The organism is Streptomyces guryensis (assembly GCF_021261325.1).
Classification (GTDB): domain Bacteria; phylum Actinomycetota; class Actinomycetes; order Streptomycetales; family Streptomycetaceae; genus Streptomyces; species Streptomyces guryensis.
The window spans coordinates 261645-279028 of sequence record NZ_JAJSBI010000001.1 but is presented as its reverse complement, the minus strand read 5'-3'; the positions used below and the strand labels follow the sequence as shown (position 1 = coordinate 279028).

Genomic DNA, 17384 nt, shown 5'->3' with positions numbered 1-17384 from the left:
CGGCCGCCCCTACGCCGCGTCCGGCTCGCACGGAACGTTCAGCGCGATCAGGCCGATTGACCCGGTGTCCATACGGAGTTCGGTGACCGCCGCGTTCCGCAGTCGCGGGAAGACGCGTCGGTAGTCGCTGAGGGGGATCGACAGCAGGCCGCACAGGACCAGGCGGAGCAGGGTGTTGTGCGCGACGACCAGGACACGTTCGCCGTCGTGGGCGGCGGCGATGCGGTGCAGGGCGGCGGCGCCCCGCCGCGCGGCGGCCGTCGGGTCCTCGGCGCCCGGGAAGGGGTGGGCCACCGGGTCGGCGCGGAAGGCCTCCGCCGCCTTCGGGTGCTCGGCCGCGAACTCCGCGAGGGTACGGCCCTCCACCACCCCGAAGTCGCATTCCCGCAGGCCGGGTTCGCGGTGCGGGGTGAGGCCCAGGGCTCGGCAGGCGGGATCGGCGGTGGCGATCGCGCGGGAGACGGTGGACGTCCAGATCGCGTCGACGGGATGGGCGGCGGCCCAGCGGCCGAGGGCCTCGGCCTGGGCGCGGCCCGTGTCGGTGAGGGCCACGTCGCTCACCCCCGCGTAACGGTTCTCGGCGTGCCAGACGGTCTGCCCGTGCCGGGCCAGCAGGAGGGTCGTGCTCATGAGTCCGCAGTATTCCGGTTGAGACGCTCGTGCGCGTGTGCGGCCACGGGTGGCGGGAGCCAGCCCCGTGCCGCCAGTTCGTCGACCAGGCGGGCGTACGGCTCGGCGAACAGGGCCGTGCGGTCGGGGCGGGGTTCGAGGAGGGTGTCGATGCGGACCATGCGGTCGGCCACGTCCGTCAAAGGGCCCGATCCGGTTCCGTGAGCGGCCAGTGCGGCCATCCCCAGGGCCGGTTCGGTCTGTTCCGGTACGCGGGCGGGGGTGCCGAGGATGTCGGTGCGGAGCTGGTTCCAGTACGGGCTGCGGGCGCCGCCGCCGGTGAAGGTGAGCGGACCGTCCAGGGGGGCGCCGAGGTGGTGCAGGTAGTCCAGGCAGAGCCGTTCGGTGAAGGCGACGCCCTGAAGCAGCGCGGCCCACAGGTCGGCCTCACCCTCCGGCTCGCCCAGGACCAGGGCGGATGCCTGCGGCGCCTGGAAGGGGAACCGTTCGCCGGGCGAGACCAGGGGGTACGCCACCGCACCGGATGGCTCGAAGGCGGCCGCCCGCTCGTCCATGGCGGCCGGGTCGGCGCCCGCGAAGGCGGCCGTCAGCACCCCGGCCCCCACGCTCGACGCCCCACCGGGCAGCCAACTCCCGTCCGGCGCACGGTGGTTGTAGACCACGCCGGTGGGGTCGTGGACGGGCGTCCGGGAAGCCCCCTTCAGAACGAGCGTCGTGCCGAGCACCGAGTTCCAGGAGCCCGGGCGCAGCGCCCCGGACGCGATCTGGGCCGCGCAGCCGTCGGTCATCCCGGCGATCACCGGGGTGCCGGCCGGGATGCCGGTGGCCTGGGCGGCGGCCGGGCAGACCTCGCCGAGCGGGGTGCCGGGCCGTACGACGTCGGGCAGTGCGGGCACGCCGGGGAAGTCCGGCCAGGCGTCGGCCTCCACGTCGTAGGCCGTCTTGAGGGCGTGACTGGAGTCGGTGGGGACGGGACGGCCGACCAGGCGGGCGGCGACGAGGTCGGGCTGGTGGGTGATGCGACCGTGCCCGTGGCTGCGCAGGAGCCACAGCGCCTTCGGCAGGCCCCACGTGTTCTGCACCGTGAGCCCCGCCCCCCGCAGCCGCTCCGCCTCGGCCCAGGCCCGCCCGTCGTCGTACATCAGCGCGGGGCTCACCGGCCGCCCCGCCGCATCCGTCAGCAGCACGGTCCCGGACGTCCCGCACACCGCGAGCCCGCCGATACGGGAAGGTCCTTCCCTGAGGGCTACGCGGGCCGCCGCGCACACCGCCGGCCACCACTCGCCCGGATCCTGCTCGTGCCGTATCCCGTCGCGCCGCCCCTCCAACGGGGCCGAGCCGGCGCCGAGGACCGTGCCGTCGGCGGCGACCAGCAGCACACGGACGCTCTGCGTGCCCAGGTCGATCCCCAGCCACGCCTCGCCCTCATATCCCATCCGGACCTCCCACTGATCGCGACCTGAGATGTGAACTTCTCACTCTGCCCTGAGATTTTCGAGTGCGCGAGGGATTGACGGTCATGTTCCGCCGTTACACCCTCTGTTAACGAGTCGACTCGACGTGTCACCCCACACAGCGCACCGGGCCCGACCCCGGCCGGAGGTCACCGATGGACACGCACGCGCACGACCGCCGACGCTTGCCCGCCCTCACCGCCGGGGCCGCCGCCACCCCGTCCCTCGCGGCCTGCTCGGCCGTTCCGTCGAGGTGACCGTCCGGCCGGGCGGGCAGCATGTGTCGCTGGTCGCCCCGCGCGCCGACACGAGCGGGCTGCGGCCCGACGATCCGGTACGGCTGACGGTCCGGCCTGAGAACCTGCTGCTGTTCGAGGCCGACGGCCCCCAGGTCCAGGACGACTGATCGGGACACGATGAGCAGCAACAGCAGCGGCGGCAGCGCACACCAGCAGGGGCCCGCGGCCCGGCGGTCCGCCATGGCCGAACAGGTCCTGGCCGACGGTTCGGCGACCGCGGCGGAGCTCGCCGAGCGGTTCGGGGTGAGCTTGATGACCATCCACCGGGACTTGGACGAGCTCGAACGGCAGGGCCTCGTCAGGAAGTTCAGGGGCGGGGTGACCGCCCAGCCGTCGGGGGTCTTCGAGTCGAACGTGCAGTACCGGCTGAAGACCATGCGGGCGGAGAAGGCCGCCGTCGCCGAACACGCACTGAGGTCGATAGAGCCCGGCATGGCGATCATGCTGGACGACTCGACCTCCACCCTGGAGATAGCCCGCAGGCTGCGCCTGGGCGAGATCACCCCGCTGACAGTCGTCACCAACTTCCTGGAGGCGATCAACCTGCTCGCCGACCAGCGGGGCATCCATCTGATGGCCCTCGGCGGCGACTACGACCCGCTGCACTCGTCCTTCCTCGGGGTGTCCTGCGTGGAGGCGGTGCAGTCGCTGCGGGTGGACGTGTGCTTCGCGTCGACGTCCTCCGTGCACGGGGGTTACGCCTACCACCAGGAGCAGCACATCGTGTCGGTGAAGCGGGCGATGCTCGACTCGGCCGCCCGCAACGTCCTGCTCATCGACCACACCAAGCTCGCCCGGACCGCCCTGCACCGGGTCGTCCCGCTCTCCCGCATCGACCTGCTCCTCGTCGACGACGGGGCGTCGGCTCAGGCGCTGCGGGACCTGGACGAGCACAAGGTCACCTATCAGGTCTGCGCGACGAAGGGCAGCGATGACCGTGCTGGAGCCACGTGATCTGCGCAAGACCCACCGGTCGCGGGGCCGGCCTTCGGTGCACGCCGTACGCGGCACGGACCTCGTGCCGCACTCGGGGGAACTGCTGGGGCTGCCCGGCCCGTCGGGCTGCGGCAGGTCCACCACCCTGCGGATGATCACCGGCCTTGGGCCGGAGACCGGCGGGGACATCCTGGTGGACGGTGCGTCGGTGGTCGCGCTGCCTGCGCAGCGGGGGCACACCACCATCCTGGTCACGCAGAACCAGGAGGAGGCACTCTCCCTGGCCGACCGGATCGCCGTGATGAAGGACGGCGTCATCCAGCAGCTCGGCACGCCCTACGAGATCTACGACAGCCCGGCCAACGTCTTCGTCGCTGACTTCGTCCGCGAACCCGCCGTCAACCTCCTGCCCGGCGTCGCGGACACGGAGGGTCACGCCCGTCTCTCGGGCGCGGTACGGATCGCGCTGCCGGTGGCGGAGGGCCGGGAGGTCGTGGTCGGTGTGCGCCCGGAGGACCTCCCTCTCACCGGCGACGCGGGCATACCCGCCAAGGTCGTCGCCCACGAGCCCCTCCCGGAGGCGGGCATCGCCACCCTCGCCCACGGCGAGCGGGTCCGTGTCACCGCCGATCCCGACCACACCCATGCCTTCGACGCCAAGACAGGAGCTCCCTGCGATGAGCGAATCCGTGCGTGTCGTCGCCGCTGGCGACCACTTCATCCTGCCGTCGCTCATCACGGCGGCACTCGACCATGAACTCACCTGTGATGTACGCGAGTTGACCCTCGGCTGGCCGCTCGAACCCTTCGGGCCGGTGGCCGAGGTGACGGAGGCCAGCGACGCCGAGGACGAACTGATCGAGGCGCTCGCGGGGGCGCAGGTGCTGGTCACCCAGATGGGACCGGTGACGGAGCGTGTCCTGGACGCCTGCCCGGACCTGCGGCTGGTGGTCGTGTGCCGGGGCGGCCCGGTCAACGTCAACCTGGAGGCGGCCAAGCGGCACGACGTCCGCGTGTGCTTCGCCCCGGGGCGCAACGCAGCCGCCACCGCCGAGTTCACCGTGGGCCTGCTGCTGGCGGCCTTGCGGCGCATCCCGCAGGCCCACAACCTCCTTGCCGGGGAGGGGAGTTGGCAGGGGGCGACGTACTACACGTACGAACACAGCGGACTGGAGCTGGAGGACCTGCCGGTCGGGCTTGTCGGCTACGGGGCTGTGGGCAGCCGGGTCGCCCGCGCGCTGTGCGCCTTCGGTGCGCAGGTGATGGTCCACGACCCCTATGTGCGCGGGGAGATCCATGGGCTGCGGGTGGCTTCGCTTGACGAACTCCTGCGGCGGTCGCGGGTGATCACCCTGCATGCCCGGCTCACCGCCGAGACCCGTGGTCTGATCGGTGCGCGCGAACTTTCGCTGCTGCCGCGGGGCGCGGTCGTCGTGAACGTCGCCCGCGGGCCTCTGCTGGATGAGGACGCGTTGTGCGACGCGCTGGAGAGTGGGCGGCTGTCGGGTGCCGCCCTCGACACGTACGCGACGGAGCCCGTACCGGCGGGTTCGCGGCTGTTCGGACTGCGTGACCGGGTGGTGATGACCCCGCATCTGGGCGGGGCGTCCCGGGCGGTGGCGGAGAAGGCGGCGCATATCGCTGCCGCCGAAGTGGGGCGGTGGGTGCGAGGGGAGGCCCTCGCGCACGAGTTGACGTGACTGCCGGGGAGTGTCGTCGTTCGTCTGCAGCGCCGTCGTGGCTTGTCGCGCCCACGCGGCGGTAGCCGCATGGCAAACACAGCCCCGCGCCCCTTGAAAACGCCACCGGACCGCAAAGGAGAGAGCGCTATGTACGTCGGGATCGACGTAGGAACGTCCATGGTGAAGGCCGCCGCGTTTGACGGTGCGGGGCGTGAACTGGCCGTCGAAGCAGAGCCGGTGCGTCTCGCGCTGCACGGCGGTGTGGTCGAGCAGGACATGGAGGAGGTGTATACGGCCGTCGTCGGGGTGCTTGAAACGCTGACCGCGCGGGTGACCGAACCGGTGGAGCTCGCCGGGCTGACCGGGCAGGGCGACGGCGTCTGGCTGGTCGACGAGGACGGGCGGCCGGTTCGGCCCGCCGCGTCCTGGATGGACGGGCGGGCGCACGAGCTGCTCGACCAGTGGCTGGCGGACGGTACTTTCGAGACGGTGTTCCGGCGGACGGGCAGTGCCATGTTCCCCGGCTGTCCGGGGCCGCTGCTCGCCTGGTTCGACCGGTACGAACCGAAGTCCCTCGATACGGCGGCCACGGCCCTGTACTGCAAGGACATGGTCTTCCGGCGGCTCACGGGTGCGCCTGTGACGACGGATGTGTCGGACGCGTCGATGCCGTTCCTCGACCCGCGGACCCGGACGTACGACAACCGGGTGGTGGAGCTGCTGGGGCTGGCCCACCGACGCGGTCTGCTCGCTCCGGTCGGCGATCCGATCGCGACGGCCGCGGCGCGCGGCGAGGGCCTGCCGGCCGGTACACGGCTGGCGAACGGCCCGTACGACCTCCCGGCGTGCGCCCTCGGTGCGGGCGTCACGACGCCTGGGGACGGTCTGCTCATCGTCGGCACCTGTCTGGCCAGTCTGGTTGCGACGACCGACCTCGACTTGACCGGCGAGCCGGCCGGCCTGTACATCTCCACCGACCGTCCCGGTCACTGGCTGCGCGCCATGCCCGCGATGGTCGGCACGGCCGCCCTGGACTGGGTGCTGTCCACGACCGGCGTCCACCATGGCGAGGTCGACGCCCTGCTCGCCGGGACCCCGCCCGGCGCGAACGGCGTCCGCGTCCTGCCGCACTTCGCCCCGTCCGGCGAGCGCGCCCCGTTCGTCGAACCCCGTCTGCGCGCCGAACTCACCGGCGTCTCCCTGGAGTCGACGAAGGGCGACCTGATCCGCGCCACCTGCGAGGGCATCGGGTACGCCGCCCGTCACTGCCTGGAGGCGGCGGGTCTGACGGGCTCGCTGGCCGTCTGCGGCGGGGGGACGCGCAGCCCCGCCTGGATGCGGCTGCTCGCCGATGTGCTGGGACGTCCGCTGCGGGTCGTCGAGGGTGAAGTGGGCGCGCGGGGCGCGGCGTTGGCGGCGGCGGAGCGCTACGGGGTCTCGCTGGACACGGCGGCGTGGACCGAGCCGACGGCGGTCGTGGCGCCGGACGCGGCCCGGGCGGCGTACTACGCGAAGGCCTACGAGGACCATCTGGCCCGGCTGACTGATGCGCGGAGGCGGGCGCGCGCCTGAACGCCCCGAGGAAACCCCGCGATTTCGGGACGCGCTCGCCCAGTACGCGCTGTACTACCGCCTGGGGGTCGAGGCGAGGAGGGGTTGATGATCAGGGACCGGGAGTGCCCGACCTGTGGCTCGATGCAGGAGTTCCGGCGGCTCCACGACGACGAGAAGGCGGCGGTCCGGGAGAGGAAAGGGGCCCGGTACTTCGTGGACGACCTCTGGCGCTGCACCGCCGTCGGCTGCCTGACGTACTTCCCCGCCGGGCGCCGGCACGAGCACGGCCTCCTCCCCGAGAAGTTCCGCAAGGAGGAGGCCGCCAAGGAGTGAGCCCTACAGGTTGCTGAAGTCCGGGCCCGCCGTCCGCGTCCGCTTGATCTCGTAGAAGCCGGGGACCGAGGCCACCGCGAGGGTGCCGTCCCAGAGCCTGGCGGCGTCCTCGCCCTTGGGGGTCGGGGTGACGACCGGGCCGAAGAAGGCGATCTGCTCGCCGTCCGCGCCGGGGACGGCGACGACCGGGGTGCCGACCTCCTGGCCGACCTTGTCGATGCCCTCCTTGTGGGAGGCGCGCAGCTCGGCGTCGAACTCGAAGTCCTCCTGGTCGGCGTAGTCGATGAGGTCGGCGGGCAGGCCGACGTCGGCCAGGGCGCCCGCGATCGCTTCGACGGTCGGGCCCTCGCCCTGGTTGTGGATACGGGTGCCGAGCGCGGTGTAGAGCGGGCCCACGACGTCGTCGCCGTGCTTCTGCCAGGCCGCGGTCACCACGCGCACCGGCTTCCACGCCTTGGTGGCGAGCATCTCCCGGTACTCCTCGGGCAGCTCGTCGATCCGGTTCTCGTTGAGCACCGCCAGGCTCATGATGTGCCAGCGGACCTCTATGTCCCGGACCTTCTCCACTTCCAGCACCCATCGGGACGTCATCCAGGCCCAGGGGCACAGCGGGTCGAACCAGAAGTCGACGGGGGTCTTGGCGGAGGTGGTCGCGGTCTCGGACATGGCTCTCCCAGGAATACGGTCGTTTCCCAGGCAACAACGGCCGTCGTCGCGCCCATTCCCGGGTGCCCCGGGTCAGGGGCACATGGCAGGATCGGTCCTGTTCCGCCGCACCCACCTATGTCCGGTATGCCCAGAAGGAGTGCCACCCGTGCCCGGTGAGAATCTGACCCGCGACGAGGCCCGGGAGCGGGCCGCCCTGCTGTCCGTCGACGGGTACGACGTGTTCCTCGACCTGCGTACGGCGGTGGGGGAAGAGGACGGCGACGGTCCGCGCACCTTCCGGTCCGTCACCACGATCCGCTTCCGCAGCAACGAACCCGGCGCCGCCACCTTCGCCGACCTGATCGCGCCGAGTGTGACCTCCGTCTCACTCAATGGCAGGGATCTCGACCCCGGCCAGGTCTTCGACGGCTCCCGGGTCCTGCTGGAGGACCTCGCCGGCGAGAACGAGCTGGTGGTCGACGCCCAGTGCGCCTACTCCCGCACCGGCGAGGGCATGCACCGCTTCGTCGACCCCGAGGACGGCGAGGTGTACCTCTACACCCAGTACGAGCCGGCCGACTCCCGCCGGGTCTTCGCGAACTTCGAGCAGCCGGACCTCAAGGCCCCGTTCCGCTTCGAGGTACGGGCGCCGGAGGGGTGGACGGTCTGGAGCAACGGCGCCGGCGAGCAGGCGGACGGAGTGTGGAGGTTCGCGGAGACCAAGCCGATCTCGACGTACATCACGTGCGTGACGGCGGGCCCGTACCACTACGTCACGGACTCCTACGAGCGGACCTTCGAGGACGGTACGCGGCTGGAGATCCCCCTCGGCGCCCTGTGCCGCAAGGGTCTGGCCCCCTACTTCGACGCGGACGACGTCTTCCTCGTCACGAAGCAGGGTCTGGACTTCTTCCACGACCACTTCGACTACCCGTACCCCTTCGGAAAGTACGACCAGGCGTTCGTCCCCGAGTACAACCTCGGCGCGATGGAGAACCCGGGGCTGGTCACCTTCCGCGAGGAGTTCATCTTCCGCGGCCGGGTCACCCGGGCCTCGTACGAGGGCCGGGCCAACGTCATCCTGCACGAGATGGCGCACATGTGGTTCGGCGACCTGGTCACCATGGTGTGGTGGGACGACCTGTGGCTGAAGGAGTCCTTCGCGGACTTCATGGGCACGTTCGCGAACGTCGGCGCGACCCGCTTCACCGACGCCTGGATCACCTTCGCCAACCGCCGCAAGGCCTGGGCGTACCGCGCGGACCAGCTGCCCTCCACCCACCCGGTCACCGCCGACATCCGCGACCTGCAGGACGCGAAGCTCAACTTCGACGGCATCACGTACGCCAAGGGTGCGTCGGTGCTGAAGCAGCTGGTGGCGTACGTCGGGCAGGACGCCTTCCTGGAGGGCGCGCGGCGCTACTTCAAGCGGAACGCGTACGGCAACACGCGCCTCGGCGATCTTTTGTCGGTGCTGGAGGAGACCAGCGGCCGGGACATGAGCGCCTGGGCCCGGAAGTGGCTCCAGACGGCCGGGGTCAACTCCCTCACTCCGCAGGTGCTGTTGGACGCGGAGGGGCGGGTGGATGAGCTGGCCGTGCTGCAGGAGGCCGCCGAGTCGCACCCCGAGCTGCGGCCGCACCGGGTGGCGGTGGGCCTGTACCGGCGTACCGCCGAGGGCGCCCTGGAGCGGTACACCCGGGTCGAGGTGGACGTCGACGGTCCGCGTACGGTCGTGGCGGAGCTGGCGGGTGCCGAGGCTCCGGAGCTGGTGCTCGTCAACGACGACGACCTCACGTACTGCAAGATCCGCTTCGACGACACCTCGCTGGCCACCCTGCGCGAGCACCTCGGGTCGATCACCGACCCGCTGGCCCGCGCCCTGTGCTGGTCGGCGCTGTGGAACCTGACCCGGGACGCCCTGCTGCCCGCCGCCGACTTCGTGGACCTGGTGACGCGGTTCGCTCGCCGCGAGTCCGACATCGGCGTCCTGCAGATGCTGCACGCGTGGGCGAACTCGGCGCTGGTCAACTACGCGGCGCCGGCCTGGCGGCAGACCGGCGAGCGGCTGCTGGCCGAGGTCGCCCTGCGGGATCTGCGGGCGGCCGAGCCGGGCAGCGAGCAGCAGCTGGCCTGGGCGCGTTTCCTGGCGTCGGTGGCCGCGGGTCCGGACGAACTGGCGCTGCTGCGCGGCCTGTTGGACGGCACGGAGAAGATCGACGGTCTTGAGGTCGACCAGGAGCTGCGCTGGGCGTTCCTGGAGCCCCTCGCCGCGCACGGAGCCGCGGACGAGACGGTGCTGGCGGCCGAGCTGGCTCGCGACGACACGGCGTCCGGCAAGCGCCACCAGGTCCGCTGCCTGGCCGCCCGCCCCTCCGAGGCGGTGAAGGCGCAGGCCTGGGCGCAGGTGGTGGAGTCGGACGCGCTGTCCAACGCCCTGGTGGAGGCGACGATCGCGGGCTTCGCGCAGCCCTCGCAGCGGGAGCTGATCGCGCCGTTCGCCCCGAAGTACTTCGCGGCGATCGAGCGGGTGTGGCGGGAGCGGTCGATCCAGATCGGCATGGACGTGGTTCGGGGCCTGTTCCCGTCCTACCCGACGGAGCAGGGCGCGCAGGCGACGCTGGACGCGGCGGACGCGTGGCTGGCGGCCCACGAGGACGCGGCGCCGGCGCTGCGGAGGCTGGTCCTTGAGGCGCGCGACGATCTGGCGCGGGCGATGCGGGCCCAGGCTGCGGGCGCCTAGGACACGGGCTTTGGCCAACGGTTGATCCACCCGTGACCGTTACGGAATCCGGTCAATCACACCCGTAACCCCTGGTCCAACCCGAACGGACCAGGGGTTTTGCCTGCCCTATCGGCATCCGAACAAGCGTCCTTTAGTGCCACCTTGTCCGTTTTTGTCGACGGGCGTGTAACAGCGGTTAGAGGAGGGTTCGAGCGCGGGAAACCCCCCGGCATGAACCACAACACCCCGCTCCCCCCGGCCTCCCCCCGCCCCCTGCGCCACCTTGCCGAGGCGCACCGCCGTGTTCTGACGACGGCTCAGCTCCGGGCGCACGGCGTCTCGTCCGCGGAGATGACCGAGCAGTGCCGCACCGGCGGCCCCTGGCAGCAGCTCCTCCCCGGCGTCTTCCTCCTCCACCCCGGCCCGCCGACCAGCGAGGAGCGGCTGCACGCGGTGCTGATGTACGCGGCGCGCGAGTCGGCCCCCGGAGTGCCGGCGCAGCCGGGCGCGGAGGAACCGCACCGACCGGTCTACGCGGAGGCGATGATCACGGGCCTGGCGGCGCTGACGCTGCACGGCTTCACGTCCGCGCCGCCGCTGCTGTCGCTGGAGAAGATCGACGTCCTGGTCCCCCGGCTGCGCCGGCTGCGCTCGGCGGGCTGCGCGCGGGTCGTGCGCACGCAGACGCTGCCGACCCCTCAGCAGGTGACGGGAGTTCCGATCGCGCCGGTGCCCCGCGCCCTGGCCGACGCGGTCTCGGAACTCGCGGACGCGGGCGCGGTACGCCGACTGCTGACCGAGGCGGTACGCGCCGGCCACTGCGAACCGGCGTCGGTGGTACGGGCGTTGAACCAGGCGAAGCTGCTCAGCCGCCCGCACGTGGTGGACGCGGTGGACTCCCTGCTGGCCGAGGGCCGCGCCATCGCGGAGGACCGGCTGTACCGGATGGTCCGCGACCACGGCCTGCCCGACCCGGTCTGGAACGTGGACCTCCGCCTGCCGGGCGGCCCCCACCTCGGCGGCCTCGACGCGTACTGGCCGGAGCAGGCGGTGGCCGTGGAGCTGGACACCCGGGCCCCACGGCAGGACGAGGACGCCCTGTGGTCCGAATACGCCCGCAAGCGGGAGCACTTGGAGCGCCTGGGCATCACGGTCGTCCACATCACGCCCAAGAAGCTGCGCGACTCGATGGAACAGCAGGCGGCGGTCGTCCGCACGGCACTGATGGCGTCCGGCGACCGGGAGCCCGCCGCGTATGTCGTGGTGCTGCCCCGGTAGTGACGGACCGGGGCGGGACCAGGAGGGGAGAGGAGGGGCCACCGGGTACCGGTGGCCCCTCCTCGTACACCGTCGGGCGCCGCTCCCGCTCTCCGCCCGAAGGCCTCACAGCGGCTCCGGAAGTACCGGCCTGTCGGCGGCGCCCGCGGCGACCCGGTCGAGGAGGGTGGCGTACGACGCGATCATGCGGGTGCGGCTGAAGCGCTCGCGGCCTGCGGTGAGGGCGGGGGCCAGGTCGGTGCGGGAGGCTGCCGCTTCCGTCCAGGCCCAGGCGATCGCCGCCGGATCGGGGGGCGTGAGGAAGCCGTGGCCCGCCACGATCGCCGCGCTGTCGCCGACGTCGGTGGCGACCGGTACGGCGCCGCACATCATGCCCTCGACCAGGCACAGCGGGGCCGCCTCGCCCCAGGCGGAGGTCAGCGCGACGATGTCGGCACCGGCGTACACGGACTCCATGTCGTGCCGGACGCCGAGTAGGTGCACCCGGTCCACCAGTGATCGCTGCGGGCCGAACGCGGCCTTGATGTCCGTCTCCAGCCCTGGGTTCGTCGGTGTCATGCCCGCGCCGCACATCAGCACGTGCGCGTCGGGCTCCCGCTCCAGCCACTCCCGTGCCGCCCGCAGGAACAGCGGGACGTTCTTCATCGCGTCGTAGCGGGCCGCGAAGACGACCACCGGCGCCCCGACCGGGACATCGAGGGAGGCCCGCAGTGCCAGCCGCCGGGCCGCGTCGGGGCGGAAGCGCAGCAGGTCCACGCCGTTCGGGATGACGTGCAGCAGCTCGGCCGGGATCCCGGCGGCCTCGTACGCGGCCCGGGTCGACTCCGCGCAGCACACGCACGCCACCACCCTGCCGTCCGCGATGCCGGCCTTCAGCTCGTCGAGTGCCGCCCCCTGGTTCTCCGGGTCGGAGCGGTGCAGACAGACCACGACGGGGCGGCGCGGCAGGCCCGCCTGGTTCAGAAGGCGCAGAGGCTGTTCCTTCAGCGAGAGGATCACGTCCGCGTCCGCCGTCGCCCGCGCCGTGTCGGCCAGCTCCGGCCCGGTGAAGGTGGCCTGATCACCGCTTGCGGGAAAGACCCGGCCCAGGGAGGTGACGCCCACGCCCGCCGCGGTCAGCGACCGGTAGCAGGCGTCGTCCTCCATGCGCTGCCGGGTGGCCTCCCGGTGCACCTCGCCATGGAGGCTCAGCACGCGATGCTGCTGGTCACCCTCCTGAAGTCCGAGCACGACGTCACTGTGAACGATCCGGGCACCGCCGGAGAAGAAACCCTCGTAGACCGAGAGCACGTGCAGTCCGCGCCTTGTGCGCATATGACCACCCGCCTTGCACAAATCGAGCCATCCCCGTGAAGTGCGGGTTAGCCGATATGAGGCGGCATGGACGTTTCGTGCGGATGAACTAGGCGTCTCGTGTCCGAGTCGGCTGAATTACCGGGCGGTCTCCCGAAGCGGGCCCGCAACCGGCGCAGTGCGAGCCGCAACGACGGGGAGTCGTCCGCCACCACCGGCGCGTCCGGTCTCGCCGACAGGACACCCGCCTTGGTCTGCCAGTCCTCGAAGACTCCGCGGAACAACGGGTGGGTCTCATGTACGTCCTTCATGTACTCGAAGCTACTGAGAAATGGCTCGCTGCTACCGTCCAATGACATGCGGGAATCACAGACCAATCTGGCGAGCGATCTCCTGCTCCACCTGGGGCAGGCCGCCGACGGGCCGCTGCACGAGCGGGTGAAGCGGGCACTGCGCTCGGCGATCCGGGACGGCCGGATCGAGGTGGGCACCGCCCTGCCGCCCAGCCGGCAGCTCGCCGCCGACCTGGGCTGTTCGCGGTGGGCCGTGACCGAGGCGTACGGCCAGCTCGTCGCGGAGGGATATCTGGAGGCCCGGACGGGTTCCGCCACCCGGGTGCGCTGGTCGAACAGCCCGGACGACGGCTCCGCGCGCCGCGCACCCCGCCAGGCTCCGGCGGCCCGCTACGACCTGGCCCCGGGCCTGCCGGACCTGCGGGCGTTCCCGCGGCGCCGATGGGCCGACGCGGTCCGCGCGCAGGCGACGAACGTGGCGTTCACGGAGTTCGGCTACCCGCCGCCGGGCGGCCACCTCCGGCTCAGACGGCTGCTCGCCGAGTACCTGGGCCGCTCCCGCAGTGTCTCGGCGGCCCCGCAGGACGTGACGGTGTGCACGAGCGTGACCGACGGAGTACGCCGCTTCTGCCAGGCCCTGCGCGCCCGCGGCATCACCGCCGTCGGAGTCGAGGAACCGGGCTGGACCCGGCTCCGGGAGGTGATCCGCGCTGCGGGCATGGACGTCGTACCGGTCCGCGCGGACGGCGGCGGCCTGCGCACCGACGACCTCGCCGCCCACCCGGGTCTACGGGCCGTACTGACGACCCCGGCGCACCAGTTCCCGCTGGGCACCGTGCTCGCCCCCGACCGGCGCGCGGCCCTGCTGCAGTGGGCCCGCCTGGTGGACGGCGTCGTGCTGGAGGACGACTACGACGCGGAGTTCCGCTACGACCGCCGGCCGGTCGCGAGCCTCCAGGGCATGGACCCCTCCCGGGTCGTCCTGTTCAAGTCACTCAGCAAGATCCTCTCCCCGGCGCTCGGCATCGGCTGGATCGTCGCGCCCCCGCACTGGACCCGCGAGCTGCACGAGGCCGACCAGGCAGCAACCCAGCCCCCACCCCTCGACCAGCTCGCCTTCGCGGACCTGCTGGAATCAGGCGCCTACGACCGCCATCTCCGCGCCTGCCGCAAGCGCTACCGCAACCGCCGCGACGCCCTGGTCCGGGCCCTCGCCGAGCAGCTGCCCGACGCCCCGGTGTCCGGCATCGCGGCCGGCCTCCATCTGCTCCTCCGGCTGCCCACGAGGGTGGACACGGCGATCGTGGTCGAGGCGGCTGCCGCCCGCTCCCTGCGCGTCGCCGACCTCGCTGCGTATCACGCCACAGAGGGCCACGCCGATCATGGACTGGTTCTGGGGTACGGGAACCTTGCGGATGGGGCGGTGGGGGAGGCGGTGGGGCTGCTTTGCGCGACGATCCGGTGAAACGGCGAGGTCAGGAATCAGCCAAGGGCGCTCCAAGATCCCTCCGCCGCCCCAGCACTCCCCCGACCCGGTCGAAGCTCCCGTCGGCCGGCTCGTGGGGGCTTTACGACATGCTCGGCAACGTCTGGGACTGGTGCTGGGACGTGTACGACCCCGAGGTCTACGGCGCCTACCGGGTACTCCGTGGCGGCGGCTGGTTCGATGAGCACCGGAGTTGCCGGGCCTCGGAGCGGCGCCGCAACCACGCGGCCTTCCAGGTCGACGACGTGGGATTCCGCATCGCTCGTTCCCTCGTGTGACGAGCGGTCACATCGGCAACGAGAGCAGGCGTACCTCGCCTGAGGGCCAGCGAGCGTTGTCGCGGAGGGGCGTCACCATGGTCCGCAGCGGCATGGTCACGAGGTGGGCCTCGGGTTGTTCGACGAGTACGTCCTTGTCCAGCGGGTGCCATCCGAGGCGCTGGTACAGGGGCACGAGGGCGGGTCGGCAGAACAGAAGTGCGTGCTGAGGGCCCATGGTGCGGGCGTGCTCCAGTGCGGCTGTGACAACGAGCCGCGCCAGTCCCCGGCCTTGCAGGTCGGGTGCGACGGCCACCCCGCCGACACCCACCACCTGCGTCTCGGCTTCGCCGATCGCGACGGGCAGTCGCAGCAGGCCGGCATGGGCCACGAGCCGGTTGCCGCGTCTGATCCCGAAGTGTTCTTCTTTGGGCAGCCAGGTCAGTCCCGCCGCGGCAACGCCGAAGGGATCATCGCCGTCGCCGAGGATCTCGTCCTGCTCAGCCTTCGTGTATCGCGGGAGCCGCACCACAGTTGGTGTCACAGAGGGTTGGTTCTCAGTCATCCTCCACATGATGGTCTCTCCGCCCAGAGCGACCTTCACGCCGGTGGCGTACGCAGCCGCAGTGCGGCAAGGCGGGCGCGGACCGTCTTGCCGACGTCCGGGCGGAGATACCAGTCGATTTCGACGACGAGTCGGGCGACGACCAGGAGACCCCTGCCGCCCTCGCCGTCGGGTCGCTCCTCAGCGGTTCGGGGAAATACGAGCACCGGATCCGACACCTCGATGCTCAGCCCGCTGTCCTCCAACTCGGCGATCCGCAACCACAGTTCGTAGCCAGGGAGCCTGCCGTGCAGTACGGCGTTGGCGAGCAGTTCCGAGGTGACGAGGACGGCGTCCTCGATGTCGCCGGTCCAGTTCCACATGGTCAGTCGACGGCGGGTGTGGAGCCGGGCGAGGCGGACGCCCCGGAGGGTCATGGGGTAGCCCATGCTCCAGTCGTGGTTCGCCCCGCTCCCTTGGCCACGACGACGAGCACAACGTGCTGAACGAGCACAACGTGCTGAAGCACAAAGGCGGTACGCATGGCCACGAAGCGCGGGCGCACGGCGCAACGACTCGAACTTGGTCTACAACTGCGTCAGACGGCGGCCAGAACTGCCTTGAAGCCGCCCGCCCCACCCCCGGCGGGATCGCCATCCGCGACTCCAAGAACCCCACCGGCCCCGCCCTGCTGCTGCCCCGCGCAGCCTGGACGACCTTCGTCACCCACCTTCGCGAGGCAACAGCCTGAGCCGAGTCAATCCGACCGGCAGGTCACTTGCCGCAGAACTCCGCCTCGATCACCGCGTCGCTGTCCCCCGACCAGTCGCCGTTGAAGTTGAACGCCAGGGAATGGCGGCCGTCCTCCGTGGTCACCGCCACGGACGTGGAGCCGTGGATGCCGCCGTCGTGTCCCCAGACGTGGACGCCGCAGGACAGCGTGCGGTCGATCAAGGCCAGACCGTAACGGGCGTTGGGCTCGACATCGACCGTCACCGTGGTCTTCATCTCCTTCAGCTGCTGCGGCGGGAGCAGCCGGCCGCGGAGCAGGGCCGAGTAGAAGCGGTCCAGGTCCGCGGAGTCCGAGATCATCTCGCCCGAGCCGTAGGCGATGGCGGGGTTCAGCGTTGCGACGTCGTACGTCGGGCCCGTCGTCGTTTCCGCGAGCTTGGAGTAGGCGCGGCTGCTGGGCTGCGGGACGGTGACCCGGGTGCCGGGGACCGAGGTGCCGGTCAGGTGGAGCGGGTCGATGACGCGGTCACGGATCTCGTCGCCGTACGGATGGCCCGTGGCCTTCTCGATCACCATCGCGGCCAGAAGGTAGTTGGTATTGGAGTAGCTCCAGGAGGTGCCCGGGGCGAAGTTCGGCTTGTGGGACATCGCGATCGCCAGCAGGTCCGCCGGGGTCTTCCGGTCGTAACGGTGTTTGAAGAAGCCGTCCTTCAGGAAGTACGTGCGGGCGAACGTGTCGTCCTGCGTGTAGTTGAAGACACCGCTGGTGTGGTTGAGAAGTTGGCGGAGGGTGATGGCGCGCCCGTCGTGGCCGTGGCCCCGAACGACTGCCGGCAGCCACTTCTCCACCTTGTCGTCCAACGACAGCCTGCCCTCCGCCTCCAGTTGGAGCAGCACGGTGGCCACGAAGGTCTTGGTGATGCTGCCGACGCGGTAACGGTCCTGAGGCGAACGCGGCTTGTTCGTCTTGAGGTTGCCGACGCCCGCCGTCGCCGACCATGTGCCGTGCGCGTCCTTCGCGGTCAGCGTCACTCCGGGGACGCCGGCCTCGACCGCGGCCTCCACGGCCCGGCGGGTCGCGTCGTGGTCGGCTGCGCCTCTGGCGGACGTGGACGCGATCGCGGGGGCCGCGAGGGCTGCGGACAGCGCCACGGCCGCCGCCGCGACCAGGGGCGTCCGCAGGCGCGTGTTCGTGTTCGTGTTCATGTCGTCTCTTCCCCCATCTCGTGCTCTGCATAGA

18 protein-coding genes and 1 pseudogene are annotated in these 17384 nt (G+C 71.5%); 11 read left to right on the top strand and 8 right to left on the bottom strand.

Annotated features, from left to right (window positions below):
* Positions 1–9: 9 nt before the first annotated feature.
* Together LJ657_RS01290 and LJ657_RS01285 are read right to left on the bottom strand one after the other, a co-directional pair.
* Positions 10–630, bottom strand: a complete 621-nt coding sequence (locus LJ657_RS01290) for a histidine phosphatase family protein (protein ID WP_232646212.1) — start codon at positions 628–630, stop codon at positions 10–12.
* Positions 627–2066: an FGGY-family carbohydrate kinase gene (locus LJ657_RS01285; RefSeq protein WP_232646211.1), complete on the bottom strand. Its 1440-nt coding sequence runs from the start codon at positions 2064–2066 to the stop codon at positions 627–629. Before LJ657_RS01285 ends, LJ657_RS01290 begins: the two co-directional genes overlap by 4 nt.
* Positions 2067–2190: 124 nt before the next feature.
* Between LJ657_RS01285 and LJ657_RS01280 the strand changes: the two genes are divergently transcribed.
* The 6 genes from LJ657_RS01280 (at position 2191) to LJ657_RS01245 (ending at position 6888) form a co-directional block, all read left to right on the top strand.
* A complete protein-coding gene (locus LJ657_RS01280) occupies positions 2191–2490 on the top strand; it encodes a hypothetical protein (protein ID WP_232646210.1) in 300 nt (99 codons plus the stop codon).
* 10 nt (positions 2491–2500) lie between these two features.
* Positions 2501–3337 (top strand): DeoR/GlpR family DNA-binding transcription regulator, encoded by an 837-nt coding sequence (locus tag LJ657_RS01275; protein WP_232646209.1) that lies wholly within the window; start codon positions 2501–2503, stop codon positions 3335–3337.
* On the top strand, positions 3315–4076 hold the full coding sequence (locus LJ657_RS48035; RefSeq protein WP_269785920.1) for an ATP-binding cassette domain-containing protein: 762 nt from the start codon (positions 3315–3317) through the stop codon (positions 4074–4076). Before LJ657_RS01275 ends, LJ657_RS48035 begins: the two co-directional genes overlap by 23 nt.
* Entirely contained in the window at positions 3997–5019 is a 1023-nt protein-coding gene (locus tag LJ657_RS01255; RefSeq protein ID WP_232646208.1) for a 2-hydroxyacid dehydrogenase, read from the top strand. Before LJ657_RS48035 ends, LJ657_RS01255 begins: the two co-directional genes overlap by 80 nt.
* A gap of 129 nt (positions 5020–5148) precedes the next feature.
* Positions 5149–6573: an FGGY-family carbohydrate kinase gene (locus LJ657_RS01250; protein ID WP_232646207.1), complete on the top strand. Its 1425-nt coding sequence runs from the start codon at positions 5149–5151 to the stop codon at positions 6571–6573.
* Between the two features lie 87 nt (positions 6574–6660).
* Positions 6661–6888: a hypothetical protein gene (locus LJ657_RS01245; RefSeq protein WP_232646206.1), complete on the top strand. Its 228-nt coding sequence runs from the start codon at positions 6661–6663 to the stop codon at positions 6886–6888.
* Between the two features lie 3 nt (positions 6889–6891).
* Here the strand turns inward: LJ657_RS01245 and LJ657_RS01240 are convergent, their stop codons facing one another.
* Complete coding sequence (locus tag LJ657_RS01240; RefSeq protein WP_232646205.1) at positions 6892–7554, bottom strand: mycothiol-dependent nitroreductase Rv2466c family protein; 663 nt, start codon at positions 7552–7554, stop codon at positions 6892–6894.
* A 148-nt stretch (positions 7555–7702) separates the two neighbouring features.
* Between LJ657_RS01240 and pepN the strand changes: the two genes are divergently transcribed.
* On the top strand, positions 7703–10279 hold the full coding sequence (pepN, locus tag LJ657_RS01235) for an aminopeptidase N (protein WP_232646204.1): 2577 nt from the start codon (positions 7703–7705) through the stop codon (positions 10277–10279).
* A 213-nt stretch (positions 10280–10492) separates the two neighbouring features.
* Complete coding sequence (locus LJ657_RS01230) at positions 10493–11539, top strand: hypothetical protein (protein ID WP_232646203.1); 1047 nt, start codon at positions 10493–10495, stop codon at positions 11537–11539.
* Positions 11540–11644: 105 nt separating this feature from the next.
* On the opposite strand, the gene LJ657_RS01225 is transcribed toward LJ657_RS01230, so the two are convergent.
* The gene (locus tag LJ657_RS01225) at positions 11645–12829 is read right to left on the bottom strand and encodes a glycosyltransferase (RefSeq protein ID WP_232646776.1); all 1185 of its coding nucleotides are present in this window, start codon (positions 12827–12829) and stop codon (positions 11645–11647) included.
* A gap of 71 nt (positions 12830–12900) precedes the next feature.
* Positions 12901–13143 (bottom strand): hypothetical protein, encoded by a 243-nt coding sequence (locus LJ657_RS01220; protein ID WP_232646202.1) that lies wholly within the window; start codon positions 13141–13143, stop codon positions 12901–12903.
* A gap of 46 nt (positions 13144–13189) precedes the next feature.
* Between LJ657_RS01220 and pdxR the strand changes: the two genes are divergently transcribed.
* Both pdxR and LJ657_RS01210 read left to right on the top strand, forming a co-directional pair.
* Complete coding sequence (pdxR, locus tag LJ657_RS01215) at positions 13190–14590, top strand: MocR-like pyridoxine biosynthesis transcription factor PdxR (RefSeq protein WP_232646201.1); 1401 nt, start codon at positions 13190–13192, stop codon at positions 14588–14590.
* Between the two features lie 74 nt (positions 14591–14664).
* Positions 14665–14889: pseudogene (locus LJ657_RS01210) on the top strand (formylglycine-generating enzyme family protein); the annotation flags it as partial.
* Between the two features lie 7 nt (positions 14890–14896).
* On the opposite strand, the gene LJ657_RS01205 reads toward LJ657_RS01210, so the two are convergent.
* Both LJ657_RS01205 and LJ657_RS01200 read right to left on the bottom strand, forming a co-directional pair.
* Complete coding sequence (locus LJ657_RS01205; protein ID WP_232646200.1) at positions 14897–15433, bottom strand: GNAT family N-acetyltransferase; 537 nt, start codon at positions 15431–15433, stop codon at positions 14897–14899.
* 35 nt (positions 15434–15468) lie between these two features.
* On the bottom strand, positions 15469–15861 hold the full coding sequence (locus LJ657_RS01200) for an ATP-binding protein (protein ID WP_232646199.1): 393 nt from the start codon (positions 15859–15861) through the stop codon (positions 15469–15471).
* 50 nt (positions 15862–15911) lie between these two features.
* On the opposite strand from LJ657_RS01200, the gene LJ657_RS01195 reads away from it, so the two are divergent.
* Positions 15912–16163 carry a DUF397 domain-containing protein gene (locus LJ657_RS01195; RefSeq protein WP_232646198.1) on the top strand — a complete coding sequence of 84 codons (252 nt, stop codon included), beginning with the start codon at positions 15912–15914 and terminating at the stop codon, positions 16161–16163.
* A gap of 23 nt (positions 16164–16186) precedes the next feature.
* Here the strand turns inward: LJ657_RS01195 and LJ657_RS01190 are convergent, their stop codons facing one another.
* A complete protein-coding gene (locus LJ657_RS01190) occupies positions 16187–17350 on the bottom strand; it encodes a serine hydrolase domain-containing protein (RefSeq protein ID WP_232646197.1) in 1164 nt (387 codons plus the stop codon).
* Positions 17351–17384: the final 34 nt, after the last annotated feature.